We start from the raw sequence: 15790 nt of genomic DNA on the forward strand, positions 1-15790 counted from the left end.
CCCCAGCGCTCGAGGTCAGCGCTTTTATCGCTCGAGCGAAAACACCTCGACTATGACAGCCGATGGGCCGCCGGTAGACGCCGAGGCTAATACCGGCACCGATACCGGTACCGTCACCGCAGACGCGACTCGACACGAGGGTGGTGCGGAACTCGAGCGAACCATCGGCCTCGCCGGTGGCCTCTCGATTGGCGTCGGAACCATGATCGGTGCCGGCATTTTCGTCTTTCCAGGTCTCGCCGCCGGGCGAGCCGGGCCGGCCGCGGCCGCCTCGTTCGCCATCGGAGCCGTGATCGCGTTGCTCGTCGCGCTGCCGACCGCAGAACTGGCGACAGCCATGCCGAGAAGCGGCGGCGGCTACTACTTCATCTCCCGCGGCATGGGGGCCGTGTTTGGGGCCATCGTCGGCATCAGTCTCTGGCTCGGCCTCGTCTTCGCGTCGGCGTTTTATCTCGTCGGACTCGGCGAGTACGCGGTAGCAACCCTCGCGGAGGCGGGCGTGGCCGTTGGCGGCGGGTCGATGGTCGTCGCCCTCGGCATCGTCGTCGGGATCGGGTTGACGGCGATGAGTATGACTGGAACCGAAAACACGGCGGCCCTCCAGAACGTCGTCGTCGGTACCTTGCTCCTGTTGTTGAGTGTGTTTCTATTCTACGGTCTCCTCGATGCGGTCGGCGTGTTCGGGCGGGAGACGGTTCCCGAGCAGTTCGCGCCGGCCGGCTACGTCCCGATCATGACGACGGCTGCGCTCGTGTTTACCTCGTATCTCGGGTTCGCACAGGTTGCGACGGTCGCCGGAGAAATTACTGATCCCGGGCGGAACCTGCCACTGGCGATGGTCGGTTCGGTCGTGATCGTCGGTGTGTTTTACGTCCTCACGATCTTTGTCGCCACGAGCGCCATCGGCAGCGACGCGCTCGAGGCCGCCGGCGAGACCGCGATCGTCGAGGTTGCTCGCGAGTTCTTCGGTCTCCCCGGCGCCGTCGCTATCCTCCTCGCCGGCCTGCTCGCGACGCTCTCGAGCGCGAACGCATCGATTCTCTCCGCGTCTCGAGCGCTGTACGCGCTCAGTCGCGATCTGATCGTCCCTCGGGAAGCCAGTCGGATCAACCTGCGCTACGGGACGCCCCACATCGCCCTCGCGCTCGTCGGCGGCCCCGTCATCGTGCTCGTCGGAACCGGCCAGACCGAACTGCTCGCGGAGGTCGCCTCGTTTCTTCACCTCGTCATGTACGGCCTGATCTGTGTGGCACTGATCGTCCTACGCCGTCGAGACCCAGATTGGTACGAACCCGACTTCATCATCCCCGGCTACCCGGCCGTGCCCGTCGTCGGCGCGGTCTCGAGTTTCGGCCTCATCGCGTTTATGCAGCCGACGTCTCGCTGGGTGGGCGTTGCCATCATGCTCGCGGCGCTCGGGTGGTACGCCTATTATGCTCGAGACGTTCATCTCAAACGAGGTGAGACCGATGACTGAGCCGGAGCGTCCCCACCGCGTGCTCGTCCCCGTCGAGATCCTTCGCGGGCAGGCGATTCCCGAGACGCTCATCGAGGTGCTCTCGTCGGTTCCCGTCGTCTTACTCGGCTACCACGAGGTGCCCGAACAGACCGCCCCAGGCCAGGCTCGAATGCAGTTCGAGGAGAAAGCCCAGCGCGAACTCGACGAGCTCGTGAGGGCGTTCGAGGACGCCGGTGGTACTGTCGCGACGCGACTGGTGTTTACCCACGACGCGATGAAAACGTTCGAGCGGATCGCTGCCGAACTCGAGTGCGATGCCGTCGTCTTGCTCAACCCCGCACCGCGACTCGAGCGCGTGTTGCTCCCACTCAGGGGCGACCTCATCGCCACACCCATCACCAGGCTCGTCGGGGCGATCCTGGCCGCCAGCGACGCCCGGGTCACCCTCTTTCACGTCTCGGCGACCGAAGACGAACAGTCGGAAGCACGGGCGCTGTTGGACGACGCCGCTGCGATGCTCGAGGCCGAAGGGATCGAAGCGAACCGAATCGAACCGATGAACGTCGTCGCCGACGATCCACTCGAGACGATCGTCGAGGTCGCCGACGACCACGATTTCATCATCATGGGCGAAAGCCAGCCGTCGATCCGCGATCGACTCTTCGGCGACCCGTCGACGGCCGTCGCGACCCAGACCGTCAACCCCGTCCTGGTCGTTCGTCGCCGATTCCTCGAGATGGATGCGGACGAACGCGAGGATCGCGTCGACGACCTCGAGGAGACGGCCGACGCGTTCGACGAGGACAGGAGCGACGAGAACACCGTCGACACCCACTGAAACAGCAAAAATGAAACCACCGACGATGGTGGTCGTAACGGAACTGGTGGACGGTGAGTCGATTGACTGGACGGCCCCGATGGAGTCACGCGAACCCACCAACTGTTAACCCCGCTGTCTTCGTACGTGGAGGTGAGCATGCACACCACGGACGACTCGAACGCTGACGGAGACACGGCCGACGACGTCGAGAGTATCCTCGTCGGCGTCGACGGAAGCGACACGGCCAGACGGGCCCTCGGCCGTGCGCTCTCGCTCGCCGAACGATACGACGCGTCCGTGTCCGTCCTCTCCGTCCTCGACCCCGACGGCACCCCGATGACCTTCGACGTCGAGACGGTGGACGAACTCGAGCAGACCAAACGTCGCCTCGTCGACGACATCGTCGCCGAATACGACAGCCACACGGTCGAGGTGAACGGGACGATCCGACGCGGACGACCCGGGGACGTGATCCGCCGGTTCGCCGAGAACCACGACGTCGACCTGATCGTCCTCGGTAGATCTTCCCATGGGCCGATTACGGAGGCGTTGCTCGGGAGCACGGCTGATCGCGTTATCCGAACCTCGTCGGTTCCCGTCGTCGTCGTTCCTGAAGCCGAACGATAACCCGTTCCCGCGGAACTCCTTCGGTGGCACAGCCCGTTCGGTGCGTGCAATTCGATCGAATCTTTTTATTTTCGGTCGTGGTAGCAGCGACAGAGCTGTGTTCCCGGCCGTCTTGATGAATCTCGTCGTTCTTCGTCAGCAGACTGACGAGGTGCCAGCGCTCTCCCCGGAGATGCTCGTCGTCTTCGCGATCATCGCCATCGCGATCGTCCTCTTTGTCACCCAACCAATCCCGCTCGATATCACGGCACTGCTGGTCGTCGTCGCGCTCGTCGTCCTCGAGCCCTGGACGACGATCACGGCTGAGGAGGGGGTTTCGGGCTTCTCGAGTCCGGCGACGATCACCGTGTTGATGATGTTCGTCCTGAGCGAGGGTGTTCGCCGAACGGGGGCAATCCAGTCGCTGGGCGAGCAACTCGCCGCCTTCGCTGGCACCAGCCCCCGTCGTCAACTCGGTTCGATGATCGGCGTCTCGGGGGTGTCCGCGGGCTTCATTAACAACACGCCGGTCGTCGCGCTCCTGATCCCCGTCGCGAACGACCTCGCCGCACGAACCGGAACGTCCCCATCCAGGCTGCTGATTCCGCTGTCGTTCGCGTCGATGATGGGCGGAATGCTCACACTGATCGGGACGTCGACGAACATCCTCGCCAGCGACATCGTCGCTCGCCCCGAGTATCTCGGCCGTCCCTTTTCGATGTTCGAGTTTACCGCCCTCGGCGCGCTCGTGCTCGTCTCGGGATCGATTTACCTGCTTTTCGCCGCTCCGCTCCTCCTCCCGGAACGGGTCGAGCCCACGACCGAACTGATCGACGAGTTCGACATGACGGCGTACCTCACCGAGATCACCGTCCCCGAGGAGTCGCCCATGACCGGCAAAACCATCCTCGAGGTGCTGACCGAACTCGATGTCGACCTGGACGCGGTCACACTCGTCCGCGGTGCGGACACATTCGGCGGGTCGATCGAGGAAAAGACACTCCAGTCGAACGACGTCCTGCTCGTTCGGGCTGGACGCGACGCTATCCTCGAGGTCGACCGGACGCCGGGTCTCGAACTCCTCCCGCAGACATCCGTTTCCGACACCGACCTCGAGACACGATCGACGCCGGGGGAACGATCGACCCCACAGATTCTCGCGGAGATTGTCATCGCTCCCGACGGGACGCTGGCCGAGGAAACGCTCGCCACGTCGAATTTTCGACAGCGATTCGATGCGACCGTCCTCGCAATTCGCCGTGGAACGGCCATCGTTCACACCCGAATGGAGCAGCGCCCGCTTCGGGGCGGTGACTCGCTCCTGGTACGGCTGAGCAAGGATGCGCTCGAGCGGTTGAACCGCGACCGGAACGTTATCGTTGCCGGTGAGTACACGCGACCGACCTACCGCCGATCGAAACTTCCGCTCGCACTCGCCATCATCGCTGGTGTCGTCGGTATCGCCGCCCTCGAGATCTTTCCAATTTTGCTCACCTCGATCGCCGGCGCGGTGGCGATGGTCGGTACCGGCGTCCTCGATCCACGCGAGATCTACGGGGCGGTCGACTGGAGCGTGATCTTCTTACTCGCCGGATTGATCCCGCTCGGGATCGCGATGGAGCGCACCGGGGCAGCGGCGTTTCTCGCCGGCAACGCCGTGATGGGCGTCGCCGGGTTACACATCGTGATCGTACTGGGATTGTTCTATCTCTTCACGGCGCTTATGACCGAGTTGTTGAGCAACAACGCGAGCGTCGTCCTCATGATTCCGATTGCGTTCGATGCCGCGGCACGGGTCGGTGCCGATCCGTACGCGTTCGTGCTCGCCGTCACGTTCGCGGCGAGTACGCCCCTGCTCACTCCGGTCGGCTATCAGACGAATCTGATGGTGTACGGGCCAGGTGGGTACAAGTTCACGGACTTCGCTCGGTTGGGCCTGCCGCTCCAACTGATCCTCACGGTCGTCACCACGCTCGGTATCGTGTTCATCTGGGGCGTGTGACGGCTCGAGGCGGGGAGTCAAGATGGAATCGAGGACGACCACGGAACCGAGATACTCAACTCGAGACGGTGCGGTAGGTAACCGGGAATCTCGAGTCGTTGGCGACCACTCGGTCGCCGGAACGAGTTCGAGGGTGACTTCTGGTGGGTCACGATACGAGGTCGTCGGTCAGGCGTCGTCCGCTCTGACGATCGTCACCGTCACGGGCGATCGCATGACGACCAGCTCCGCAACGCTACCGAGGAGTAAACGGGTTTCACCAGTTCGGCCATGACTCCCCATGACAATATGGTCGACGTCGTGCTCCTCTGCGTACTCGACGATCGTCCGAGCCGGCTCGCCGTCGACCCGCTCGGTCACCAGCTCGCCGTCGTATCCCGCCGCGGTCTCGCGGGCCTGTTCGAAGAGACGCGCTTCCTCCTCGCGAGCCCGTTCGTACCACTCTTCGGAGCCGTGTCGAGGTTCGTTCCGAACGTCGACGTCGGTCACAGAGCTATACCCCGGATCGAACGGATCGAGCACGTGAATAGCAACGACTGTCGGTTCATCGTGGGCCTCGAAGGCGTACTCGAGGGCCCGTGTTGACAGCGGCGAGCCATCGATGGGGACGAGTATGGTGTCAGTCATGGACGGGATCCTACCACACGAGGGTGCAAAAGACTAGCCGGCGATCTGTCGATGTTCGTAACCCGGCGTCCTGATACCCGTCAGGCGCACGCCAATGGCTTTTGTGCGTCTTTGGTGTCGTTCCACTACTCGCATTGCACGACGACAGTGCGTGCGATATTCACGAGTTACCGGAGTGATTACCGATGAACTACAAAGAATTCGTAGGCGAGGTACAGCACCGACTCGAGTACGCCCAGTTCGGCCAGGCCGTTCGCGCCTGTCGTGCCGTCCTGACAACTCTCGGGGAACGGTTACAGGAAGGGGAGGCGACCGATCTCGCCAGCCCATTGCCGATGGAGATCGACCACTACCTCGTCGCGGCCGACCACGGCCAGCGATTCGACTACCAGGAGTTCCTCGAGCGGGTGAGTAAACGCGAGGGCGTGGATCGGTCGGACGCAAACTATCACACTCAGGAGGTGCTCGCACTCGTCGCGAGCGTGGTACCCGCCGGGAACCTCGAAAAGGTTCGTGCCCAGCTTCCGGACGACTACGAGCAGTTGTTCGAACTCGTCGAGACAGCGGACGGCGGTAGAACCAGCCAGTGACTGCTGTTCCGTCAGTCGGTAGCATCGCTATCGCACGGCCAGGTGGTATACTCCACGTGGAGGGTCGTTGACCCGAGGTAGAAGTCGAGGTAGAGACAGTCCTCCTCCGGCGAGACCACCTGTTTCGTCTCGACGCTCGCCTTGTGTTCGGCGACCTCGACGACGACCTCGTAGTCCCCAGGTTCGACGACCGGATCCTCGTACAGGACGACGCTCTCTCGTGGGTCACCTGCGGCCAGTTCGACGTGATCTTCGAATACCGTCTCTCCGTGTTCCGTAATGAGAACGGTGAACACGTCGCCCTCGTCGTGACGGTGGTTCTGGATCTCGAGATACTCGATGCGTGGCTCCGGCTTCGGCTCCGGTTCCTCATCCAGGCACCCGGCAACGACCCCCATCCCCAGACCTCCGAATGAAGTGAGTAGCGTCCGTCTTCGCATCGCTGGCTCTACGATGTGTAGCTTGGGTGATGGGATAATCGTTCTGATCGTGATATGTGGGTCTGACGACGTCGAAAATCATCGGTATCCCCTGGCGTCGGTGCGCTATAGTAACAACTGATACGATTCACACACTGATCGACGATACGTCTGGCGATCAGGTGGGCAATGACGTGCAGTGGCTACTATACCTGTCACGTTGCACTTGAGACGTCACACATTACGCCCACCCCGAACCAGCGTCACCGTCAGCGGCGACCGCTGGGCGACGCGTTCGGCAACGGAACCGGTGAACAGTCGGGCGGCAAGCGAGCGCCCGTGGCTCCCCATCACGATCTGGTCGTAGTCGCCTGTCTCCGCGTGGGCGATGATCTCCCTCGACGGCTTCCCGCTCGCCGACGCCGTCCCGAGTTCGGCGTCGTATTCGTCGGCGACGGCCACCGCAGACTGGAGGATCTCTTCTCCCTGCCGCTCGTGTTCGTCCAGGATCGCCTCGAGATACGTTCCTTCGACCTCCTCGCGGGATCGGTCGAACGGCACTTCGAGAGCGTAAAAGGCGGTGTGTGTCGCCCCGGGAAACGTCTCGAGGGCGTATCTGAGGGCGGCTTCGGCCTGTTCGGAGCCGTCGACGGGAACGAGTACGTTCCCCGGAAGGTCTCGGTTTTCCAGTGCGGTGGTGCCCTCCGGGACGACGGTCGTCGACACCGGGGCGCGCTGGACGACCGTCTCACTGACGTGCCCGAGAAACGGGCCCGTGATCGGTGACCTCCCGTGGCTCCCCATGACGATGTGGTCGACGTCGCTCTCGGACGCCGTCTCGAGGATTTCGGTGTGGGGTGTCCCGGTTCTCAGTTCCGTCCGAACCGTTCGACCGTGATCGTCGCCACGATCCGTGGCGTTCTCGAGCACGCGCTCGCCACGTGATTTCGCTCGCGTTTCGGGGTCGGTCTCAGATCCGACGCCCGTGGTGTGATCCCGGCTGGGATTGACGACGTAGAGGGCGGTGATCGTCGCGTCGGGGAACGACTGCAGACTGTACTCCAGACCGGCGGCGGCGTGATCCGATCCGTCGATCGGAACGAGAACGTGGCGTGGCATGGGCGGAATCGAGTGTGACTCGAGGCGACCTTCCACGTCGTCGTGTATAAAGCCAGACCCGGAAAATCACCACCTCGGTGGAGGTTCGACCGTGGCTGGAGAACGAGACGGCGGAGAGGCATGCTGCCGAAATCGGCTCCGGCAACGCGAGCCAACTCGGCTCGTTACCGAACGATCGTCACAGGAACCGCCGCTCGTCGGAGTACCGTTTCGGCGACGCTCCCAAGGAGAAGCCGCGAGACGCCGGATCGACCGTGGCTCCCGATGACGATGTGGTCGACGGGGTGGTCGGTCGCGTACCGGATAATTGTCTGGGCCGGTCTGCCGGTTTCGACCGCTTCCTCCAGGACGGTGTCGGCTGTGTCGTCTCGCTCCTCGAGTCGCTCCCGAGCGCGCTCACAGAGGGCTTCCCCGCGATCAACCGCCCGATCGAACGCTTCGCCGTCGTAGTAGCCGCCGTCGTAGCCCATGTAGACGCCTTCGGCGGGATCGACGACGTGCAAGACGGTTATCTGCTCACCGGCGTAACGATCGAGGGCGTGGTCGAACGCGTCCCAGGATGGATCGGAGCCGTCGAGTGGCACCAGGATGTGTTTGCTCATACGACTATGTGGGTTGTGAACCACTATAGTTCCCCCGCGTGGTCACAGCGGACTGAAAATCGTATAACCGATATGAGGCGAGATGGCGACTCGAGCGATGCGACCCGGCCTATCTCGTTAGTCTCGAACGATGGTGACAAGCCCCAGGGCGTCAAACGTCGCGTTCCGCGTCGGCCTCGAGGAATCCCGTCGCCCGCTGAGCCGTATCACGCAACAGCGGGAGATCGTCGGTGAACACCTCGACGGCCACGGTTCCGTCGAACCCTGCGAGGTGCTCGGTGACGATCCCGTAGTCGATTTCGCCGGCGCCGATCGGCAGGTGGGTGTCGCCCCGGCTCCGGGCGTCGTGGACGTGGAGGTGGGAGACGAGGTCGCCGTACCTCGAGAGAAACCGGTCGACGCCGTCGTCGCCGTCTTCCATGTAGGCGTGGCCGACGTCGAAACAGACAGCAGTGTCGGTTTCGCGAGCGAGATCACCGAGCACCGTTAACGGCAGCCCCCGTTTCTGGTGGCCGACGTTTTCGACGACGAGTTCGATACCGGCGTCGGCGGCGGCCGCGCCGATGGCCTCGAGTTGCTCTGCGAACACCGGTCGCAGGTCGGTGTCGTGTGGGTTCCGCGCGGTTCCGTGCAACACGGCCTTTTTCGCCCCTCGGTCTCCGGCCCACTCGAGCAACTGCCGTTGATAGGCGAGGATTCCCTCGTTGATCTCCCGAACCGGCGTCACGACCACCTGCGTGAACGGGAGGTGGATGCAGAGGTCGGCCCCGGCGTCTTCCAGTGCCTGCTCGAGGCGACCCGCGTCGATCGCCTCGATGTCCGCCCCCTCGCCGATCGAGAACTCCGCCAGATCGAAGCCCTCGACCGTTCGTTCGAGTCGCTCGAGCGAGTCGCCGACGGTGAGTCCAACGTCCATACTGAATCACGACCGTCCAACCCTATAATGACGGGCACTTTCACGAGGGGGATGACGCAGGTGGTGTCGATAGTGATTACCGTACAACTGTTACGGGAACACTCGCTCGCTTGATCACGATCTCCGCGGTGCTCCCCATCTGTGCGTGCGGAGCCTTTCCCCGCCCTCGGCGTCCCATGACGAGCTGGTCGACGCCGGCGTCCTCGAGGTAGCCCACGATCGACTGGGCGGGCGAACCGACGGCGGTGGCGGTCTCGATTCGCTCCTGAACGTGGTCGTCGACCGACTCGAGTGCTCGCTCGAAAAGCGCGTCGGCCTCCGCGCGCTGTTCCTTGAGCCACTCGTCGGTCAACGGCGGGAGCGACTCCTCGTCGGGCGTCACCTCGAACGGATCGATCGCGTGAAACAGGACGATCGTCGCGTCCGGAAACGTCTCGAGGGCGTAGGACAGTGCGTCCTGCGCGTTCGACGAGCCGTCGTGGGGAACGAGAATGGTGGGCATATGCTATGCTGTCATTGGGGCGGGCCGATAGTAAATCCACCCGCGCCATCCAGGTGATGGTGATGGTGGTATGGTGGTGGTGATGATGGGGGTGGGTGCGGTCAGGGTGGGTGTGGTATTCGAACCCAGGCAGTTCACGGGGTGATCGATTTGTTTCAGTTTCATCGTGACTCACGAGTGACTCGGGCTCAATCCTCGGTCAGCACCTCCCCTCTCCCGTTTACCGTCTCGGGAACCATTCGAAAGTCCCGGAACGTGACGTCCTCGCGGGGATCCTCGAAAATGTCGACGGCTGGAATCTGGACGTCCCACATCGCCTGCACCGCCATCGAATCGTATGGAGCGGCTGCGACCTCCTCGAGTGTCCCCTGAGCGACGACGCTCTGCCACCTGTCGTCGAGGTCGCCGTAGACGACGAACGACACGGGTCGGTCGATGACCGTCGCTTTCCCGCCCGTGTGGTCAGCCGGGAACGACAGCCGAAAGTAAAAGTGGCCTTCGTCGGCGAAGTAGCCGTAGGAGACGGGGATCGAAAACGGCGGCTCGTCGACGGCGGTTCCGAACGAGATGACGCCCGTTCCGCCCCGGCCGAGAAACGCATCGATTTCGTCTCGAGTGAGTTGCACCCATCGGAGCTCTTGCATAGCCGACCCTACGACGAGTGACTAGAAATAGCTCATTCGGCGACACGAATACTTTCAGGGCGAACAGAACGTCGAAAGCAATCGAATCTGATCGGTTCCCTGTTCTTATTTGCTCCTCTCTGTCGTGGATTCGTCGATGGTGTCCCGCGACCCGGCACGACCCGAGGGGATGGATGCGCCCGACCGGCGACAGCTACTGCACTGGGCCGGCGTCGGCCTCGCTGTCCTCGTGGGATCACGGACGGTCGGTGCTCAGGACGAAGACGAACCGGAGACCGAGGAGAACGGGCAGGAAGAGGAAAACGGACAGGAAGAGGACGAGGGTGACGAAGAGCCCGCCACAGGGGAGGCGATCACCGTCGACCTCGTCGACTACGCCTATGAGCCCGGAACGGACAGCCCGCTGGAGATCCCACCGGGAACGCTCGTCGAGTTCGTCTGGATCACGGACAACCACAACATCGTCGTCGACGACCAGCCGGACGAGGCAGGGTGGGACGGCTACGAACCGATCGAGGACACCGGGTTCGAGTACGAATTTACGTTCGAGACCGAAGGCCAGTACGATTTCCACTGTACTCCGCACATCGGATTGGGGATGGTCGGTACGATTGTCGTCGATCCCGAGGCGACCGTCGGCGACGGGGATGGAGCCCTCCCGGAGATCGTTCCGGAACCAGCGATCACGCTGCTGGTGGCTACCATCGTCGCGCTGGTCGCGGTGATGACGTTGGTATACCTCTTCCTCAAGTACGGTAGCGATCCACAGGGGTGACTTGGCTCGCTCGAGCGAGCCAAGAGCGAGTTGGGGTGGGTGGAAGCGATCTCGGGCGGGTTGGCTCGAGCAAAATTCCCCGCCCTAAGCGAATCGGGGCGACGGAATACAGGAACTGATTTAGTGACAAGTGTTGACGTGACACTATGGCGGCTATTGGCAACATCACCTTCGCCTGTAACGATCCCGGTGCACTCGCCGAATTTTGGGCTGCAGCCCTCGAGTACGACGTAGAGACGCCCCCGCCAGACCTTCTCGAGGCGATCGAAGCCGAAGGCGGTGACGTCAATGCGGCCGCAGGGGCCGTCGATCCGTCGGGACAGGGGCCTCGGCTGTTTTTCAAAAAGATGCCGTGCTCGTCGCCCGAACACATTCCGATTCACCTCGATCTCAACGTGGCGGATCGCGACGCTGCCGTCGAGCGGCTGACCGAGTTGGGAGCGACCGTCCTCGAAACCAAGACCGAAACGACCGGCCCGTACACCGAAACCTGGACTGTCATGCGCGACCCCGAAGGAAACGGGTTCTGTGTGCAGTCGCCACCTCGATAGCTGCCCGTCCTATTTCGAGAGCGTCCGAACCGTCAGGACGGGTGCCGGAGCGGTCGCGACGACCCGCTGTGAGACGCTCCCCACGACGAGTCGCTCGAGCGACGACAGGCTCTCGACGCCCATGACGACGAGGTCGATATCTCGTTCGTCGGCGTAGGCGACGATTTCCTCGTGCGGGATGCCCCGCTGTATCGCCCGTTCGCTCGAGAGCCCGCGTTCGGCCGCCCGGGCGGCGATGACGGCCGTCGACTGCTCCCCGACGGCTTCGAACGACTCGAGGACGACGTTCGTTCGCGAGTGAACGTCGTCGACGACGTACAGCGAGTGGACGGTCGCCCCGGCGGCCTCCGCCAGGTCGAGGCCTGCGTCGACGGCCCGATCTACCCCGGGTCGGCCATCGGTTGCGATCAGAATGTCGTCGAACTGCTCCTGTACGGTCTGGACGGAGCCGTTGACCGTCAGGACGTGACACCGTGCTTCGCGGACGACGGCGCTCGCGACGCTGCCCATGATCCAGCGCTTGAGCCCCGTCCGGCCGTGGGTGCCGAGGACGACGAGGTCGATTCCGTTCTCGTCTGCGTACTCGAGGATCGCACGGCTGGGATGCCCTGTTGGAACGCTCGTGACGACGTCACACCCGCGGTCGATCGCCGCCGATTCGATTTGCTCGACCCAGTCACGGTGGCGCTTTCGCTCGGTGTCAGTGGGGGTTTCCCCCTCTAACTCCTCGAGAACGGAGACGACGTGAACGGTCGCACCGGCCGCTTCCGCGATGGCGAGCCCCTGTTCACCTGCTCGTGTCGCGAGGTCGCTTCCGTCCGTCGCGATGAGTACGTGGTGGTACATTGCGTCTCCTACGACGGCTGGCCCCTTGAACGACTGTCCTCAGTGTCAGCTACCGGGAAGGCGCCGACTCCCTCTGGCGCGGTCGAGTCATTCCATCCCACACGTTTTTGCGACCGGCTTCGAAGTTTTCCGTATGGCCACACACGTTCTCGTTCCGGTCGACGGCTCGCCAGCCGCCCGAAAAGCGCTCAAGTACGCCATCGAACAGCTTTCGGACGGGACGTTAACGCTGTTGTACGTGATGGATCCGATGATCGAGTTCAGCCGCCAACAGGCCTATCCCGGCTTTAGGCTGGACGACGAGTTCAAAAACGAACGGGAGAAGGGCCAACACGTCCTCGAGTCGCTCCTCGAGACGGTTCCGGACGGTATGTCGGTCGAGACGGAACTCGAGGCTGGGCGGCCCGCGGAGACGATCGTCCGCTACGCCGACGATCACGACGTCGATCAGATCGTCATCGGGAGCCACGGCAAGCGTGGGGTCGCCCGCTTTTTGCTCGGGAGCGTTGCGGAAACGATCGTTCGCCGGTCGGTCGTTCCCGTCACGGTGGTTCGCCCGACAGCGTAGCGAAGACGGTAGTTCGTGGGTCTTCGGGCTCGAGGCTCAGTACGGGACGACGTCTCTGGAGAGCGGGCAGACGTTAATAGTGTCGGATACGAACGCGTACGGTGATGACCGATCCCGAACGCGCTGGCGTCATCCTCGCGGGTGGCTTTTCGACCCGGTTCGGTGAGTCGGACAAAGCCGTCGCCGACCTCCAGGGGACTCCGATGGTCGCTCGCGTCGCGGAGCGAGTCGCTTGCGTCACGGACGAACTCGTCGTCAACTGTCGGGCTGAACAGGTCGAGGTTCTCACGAGCGCACTCGAGGAACTCCCCGTAGACTATCGATTCGCCGTCGATCCGACGCCCGATCTGGGGCCGCTTGCGGGGATCCTGGCGGGCCTCGAGGCCGCCGAGGCACCGCTTTCGGCCGTCGTCGCGTGTGATATGCCGTTCGTCGACCCGCACTTTCTCGCGTTTTTGTTCGAGGTGGCCGAAGGCGAGACGACTGTCGCCGGCGAGAATACGGAGTCTGTGGCCACGGAACCGGCGGCCGTCGTCCCGAAACTCGAGGACGGCTGGTATCAGACGACCCAGGCAGTGTACCAAACCGAGCCGATGGCCACCGCCTGTATGGAGGCCCTCGAGGCGGACGAGGGCAAGATTCTGGCCGCCCTCGACCGTCTCGAGTGGGTAGTCGTCAAGGAATCGGCGGTGCTGGAACACACCACCCTCGAGACGTTCGACAGCATCGACACGCAGGCTGATCTCGAGACGGCTCGAGAGCGGTGATCCGTGTGGTCGCAGTAGCGGCTCGACTCGAGGGTGCTGTGTCGACGGTAACCTCGTCGATCTCGATCAGCACCGCTGACCTCGAACTATACTTTTTGTAGTTACGGCGGTTTCGTAACTATATATTTTGTAGCATTGTACACACTCACACTTCACCATCTGTAGTAGTGGGGACGATCGAACCTGAGCCGGAACTATCATTCCACTTCGTTACGTGGCGATGACACATGGATCACGCCGACAAACCCGCCGACACCGAGGACAAAACGCCGTGGCTACGCTTCGGCGAGCAACGCGAGGGGACGTTCCTCGAGTCAGTCGCCCCGGAAATTGGACTGGACGCCGACCGAAACCCGGCCAAAGACGACGATCCAACCGCCCTCGACCTCCTCGTCGACGGCGAAGCGGCCGACCTGAAGACCCAGGAGACGCCGTTTTTCACCGCGGAATCGAACTACGACCTCCCGCCGCAGTACGTCGTCACGTTCAACGCCAACGACTACCGTCGATACCAGCGGAAGAACGACCCGGCTATCCTCTTCTGGGTACGATGGCACGACGAACTCAGCGGGTACGGAGCCTCCGTGGAGGAGATGGAGGGGGTCTGGCGGCTGTCCTTCGACCGCCTCGAGTCGATGATCGAGTCCGGGGACGCACCGTTGCACCAGTACAGACGCCGCATCGGAGATCGAATGAACGCGAACGCATCCTACCTCCTCGACCTGCGACGGATGGACTGTCTCGCCTGTTTCGTCGGCCCCTGTTGAGTGCCCTGAAACGAGTCACCAGCCACGACGATTCGTCCGTTTTCGTGTCGACGACTTTCTGGTCGCCAGTAAGGGATACTCGAGACCCAGGGTAGCAGTAAGGAACTCGAGACCCTGGATGGCGGTGAGAAGTTCGAGCGACGAAATCCCGACAGCGGCGCGTACCCGGAGGCAGAACGCACGTTCCTCAACCGGTTCGACTGCGGTGACCGTTCGGCCACGCCGGCAGTCAGACCGATCGCCTACATGATTTACAACCAGCGATGTCGTGCTACGCCGTGACATGGGAACCGAACGCGACAATCAGGTAATCCGCCGCCGAACGCTGCTTACGGTGGCGGCCGGGACAGCGGGTCTGTCCGCATCGGGGATTGGAACGGCGACGGCGAACCGATCCGAGGGCTTCAGGAGCGTTTCGCGGTGTCCGGACGCGACGATCGGGACGGATATGGCTCCCTGCGAGGGGGCGAGCGTGGACGGGTGTGCGGACGACCATCCGAAAACGATGGAACTCAGGGAGCGAGCGCGGGAGACGATCGACACCAGGTACGACACCGTTGGGAAGTTGATCGATCGAGGTTTCGTTCCGTACTTCGACGTCAAACGCCCGGGTACCTCGTCCGGCTGGTCACACTGGTTGAACCCCGAGTACATCGGCGACCACGTGCTGCTCGACCCCGACCGCCCCGAATCCGTTCTCGTCGACAACGAGTTATGGCGACCGATCGGCCTCATGTTCATCGCAACCATCGACGGCGATCCGGTCGACGTACCGCCGACGCTCTACACACAAGATGGGGCGGAGGATGGCATCGACGGCACCGACGACACGGACGACACGGACGGTCGATGTTCTCCCTGGCACTATCACCGGGGGTTACCCGGTCGATTCGCCTGGAAGTACTACCGGCAGGTGTACGAACGCGACTATCGGGACGGGGAACTGTCGATTCCGTGTCGAACCCCGTGCATGATGCACGTCTGGGCCGTTCCACATCCTGACGGAACACACGCTCACGGTGCGCCGCCGCCGGAGAATCGCGGCGGCCCGCCGGCGAACGACCCCGGGTTCGACACTGACGTGGATCCCGACGAGGAGCCACTCGGCTGGTCGGTGCTCCCTGACGCGGTCGTCCCTGACCGGAAGCCTCGAGACCTCTTTGGATCGTGGTGAGGCTCGAGCGTCCGCCGGTCGTCGATCGTCGAAGCG

The 15790-nt window shown here is 63.1% G+C and carries 19 protein-coding genes; 11 read left to right on the forward strand and 8 right to left on the reverse strand.

Annotated elements, in window-relative coordinates; translation table 11 throughout:
- Nucleotides 1-52 precede the first annotated feature (52 nt).
- From NGM68_RS13045 to NGM68_RS13060, 4 genes are all read left to right on the forward strand, one after another.
- The gene (locus tag NGM68_RS13045) at nt 53-1477 is read left to right on the forward strand and encodes an APC family permease (RefSeq protein ID WP_252698675.1); all 1425 of its coding nucleotides are present in this window, start codon (nt 53-55) and stop codon (nt 1475-1477) included.
- Nucleotides 1470-2297, forward strand: coding sequence for a universal stress protein (locus NGM68_RS13050; RefSeq protein WP_252698676.1), 828 nt, complete (start codon nt 1470-1472; stop codon nt 2295-2297). The genes NGM68_RS13045 and NGM68_RS13050 overlap by 8 nt, the downstream gene beginning before the upstream one ends.
- 138 nt (nt 2298-2435) lie before the next feature.
- Entirely contained in the window at nt 2436-2906 is a 471-nt protein-coding gene (locus tag NGM68_RS13055; RefSeq protein WP_252698677.1) for a universal stress protein, read from the forward strand.
- 115 nt (nt 2907-3021) lie between these two features.
- Nucleotides 3022-4887 (forward strand): SLC13 family permease, encoded by a 1866-nt coding sequence (locus tag NGM68_RS13060; RefSeq protein ID WP_252698678.1) that lies wholly within the window; start codon nt 3022-3024, stop codon nt 4885-4887.
- A gap of 168 nt (nt 4888-5055) precedes the next feature.
- On the opposite strand, the gene NGM68_RS13065 is transcribed toward NGM68_RS13060, so the two are convergent.
- Nucleotides 5056-5514 (reverse strand): universal stress protein, encoded by a 459-nt coding sequence (locus NGM68_RS13065; RefSeq protein ID WP_252698679.1) that lies wholly within the window; start codon nt 5512-5514, stop codon nt 5056-5058.
- Between the two features lie 185 nt (nt 5515-5699).
- On the opposite strand from NGM68_RS13065, the gene NGM68_RS13070 reads away from it, so the two are divergent.
- Nucleotides 5700-6104 carry a DUF2267 domain-containing protein gene (locus tag NGM68_RS13070; protein ID WP_252698680.1) on the forward strand — a complete coding sequence of 135 codons (405 nt, stop codon included), beginning with the start codon at nt 5700-5702 and terminating at the stop codon, nt 6102-6104.
- 11 nt (nt 6105-6115) lie between these two features.
- Here NGM68_RS13070 and NGM68_RS13075 read toward each other — a convergent pair whose 3' ends face one another.
- The 6 genes from NGM68_RS13075 to NGM68_RS13100 form a co-directional block, all read right to left on the reverse strand.
- Nucleotides 6116-6502, reverse strand: coding sequence for a hypothetical protein (locus NGM68_RS13075; RefSeq protein ID WP_252698681.1), 387 nt, complete (start codon nt 6500-6502; stop codon nt 6116-6118).
- A gap of 255 nt (nt 6503-6757) precedes the next feature.
- The gene (locus tag NGM68_RS13080; RefSeq protein ID WP_252698682.1) at nt 6758-7642 is read right to left on the reverse strand and encodes a universal stress protein; all 885 of its coding nucleotides are present in this window, start codon (nt 7640-7642) and stop codon (nt 6758-6760) included.
- Between the two features lie 164 nt (nt 7643-7806).
- Complete coding sequence (locus NGM68_RS13085) at nt 7807-8244, reverse strand: universal stress protein (RefSeq protein ID WP_252698683.1); 438 nt, start codon at nt 8242-8244, stop codon at nt 7807-7809.
- 151 nt (nt 8245-8395) lie between these two features.
- Complete coding sequence (locus NGM68_RS13090) at nt 8396-9160, reverse strand: sugar phosphate isomerase/epimerase family protein (protein WP_252698684.1); 765 nt, start codon at nt 9158-9160, stop codon at nt 8396-8398.
- Between the two features lie 76 nt (nt 9161-9236).
- The gene (locus NGM68_RS13095; protein ID WP_252698685.1) at nt 9237-9662 is read right to left on the reverse strand and encodes a universal stress protein; all 426 of its coding nucleotides are present in this window, start codon (nt 9660-9662) and stop codon (nt 9237-9239) included.
- Nucleotides 9663-9850: 188 nt separating this feature from the next.
- Nucleotides 9851-10306 carry a pyridoxamine 5'-phosphate oxidase family protein gene (locus NGM68_RS13100; protein ID WP_252698686.1) on the reverse strand — a complete coding sequence of 152 codons (456 nt, stop codon included), beginning with the start codon at nt 10304-10306 and terminating at the stop codon, nt 9851-9853.
- A gap of 136 nt (nt 10307-10442) precedes the next feature.
- Here NGM68_RS13100 and NGM68_RS13105 point away from each other — a divergent pair, with 136 nt between their 5' ends.
- Both NGM68_RS13105 and NGM68_RS13110 read left to right on the forward strand, forming a co-directional pair.
- Nucleotides 10443-11081, forward strand: coding sequence for a plastocyanin/azurin family copper-binding protein (locus tag NGM68_RS13105; RefSeq protein ID WP_252698687.1), 639 nt, complete (start codon nt 10443-10445; stop codon nt 11079-11081).
- Nucleotides 11082-11227: 146 nt separating this feature from the next.
- A complete protein-coding gene (locus NGM68_RS13110) occupies nt 11228-11632 on the forward strand; it encodes a VOC family protein (RefSeq protein ID WP_252698688.1) in 405 nt (134 codons plus the stop codon).
- A gap of 9 nt (nt 11633-11641) precedes the next feature.
- Here the strand turns inward: NGM68_RS13110 and NGM68_RS13115 are convergent, their stop codons facing one another.
- Nucleotides 11642-12478 carry a universal stress protein gene (locus NGM68_RS13115; protein ID WP_252698689.1) on the reverse strand — a complete coding sequence of 279 codons (837 nt, stop codon included), beginning with the start codon at nt 12476-12478 and terminating at the stop codon, nt 11642-11644.
- Between the two features lie 133 nt (nt 12479-12611).
- Between NGM68_RS13115 and NGM68_RS13120 the strand changes: the two genes are divergently transcribed.
- From NGM68_RS13120 to NGM68_RS13135, 4 genes are all read left to right on the forward strand, one after another.
- The gene (locus NGM68_RS13120; protein ID WP_252698690.1) at nt 12612-13046 is read left to right on the forward strand and encodes a universal stress protein; all 435 of its coding nucleotides are present in this window, start codon (nt 12612-12614) and stop codon (nt 13044-13046) included.
- A 104-nt stretch (nt 13047-13150) separates the two neighbouring features.
- A complete protein-coding gene (gene mobA, locus NGM68_RS13125) occupies nt 13151-13813 on the forward strand; it encodes a molybdenum cofactor guanylyltransferase (RefSeq protein ID WP_252698691.1) in 663 nt (220 codons plus the stop codon).
- Between the two features lie 227 nt (nt 13814-14040).
- Nucleotides 14041-14580, forward strand: coding sequence for a hypothetical protein (locus NGM68_RS13130; RefSeq protein WP_252698692.1), 540 nt, complete (start codon nt 14041-14043; stop codon nt 14578-14580).
- Between the two features lie 283 nt (nt 14581-14863).
- Nucleotides 14864-15754: a hypothetical protein gene (locus NGM68_RS13135; RefSeq protein WP_252698693.1), complete on the forward strand. Its 891-nt coding sequence runs from the start codon at nt 14864-14866 to the stop codon at nt 15752-15754.
- Nucleotides 15755-15790 lie beyond the last annotated feature (36 nt).

Source organism: Natronosalvus vescus (assembly GCF_023973145.1).
Taxonomy (GTDB): domain Archaea; phylum Halobacteriota; class Halobacteria; order Halobacteriales; family Natrialbaceae; genus Natronosalvus; species Natronosalvus vescus.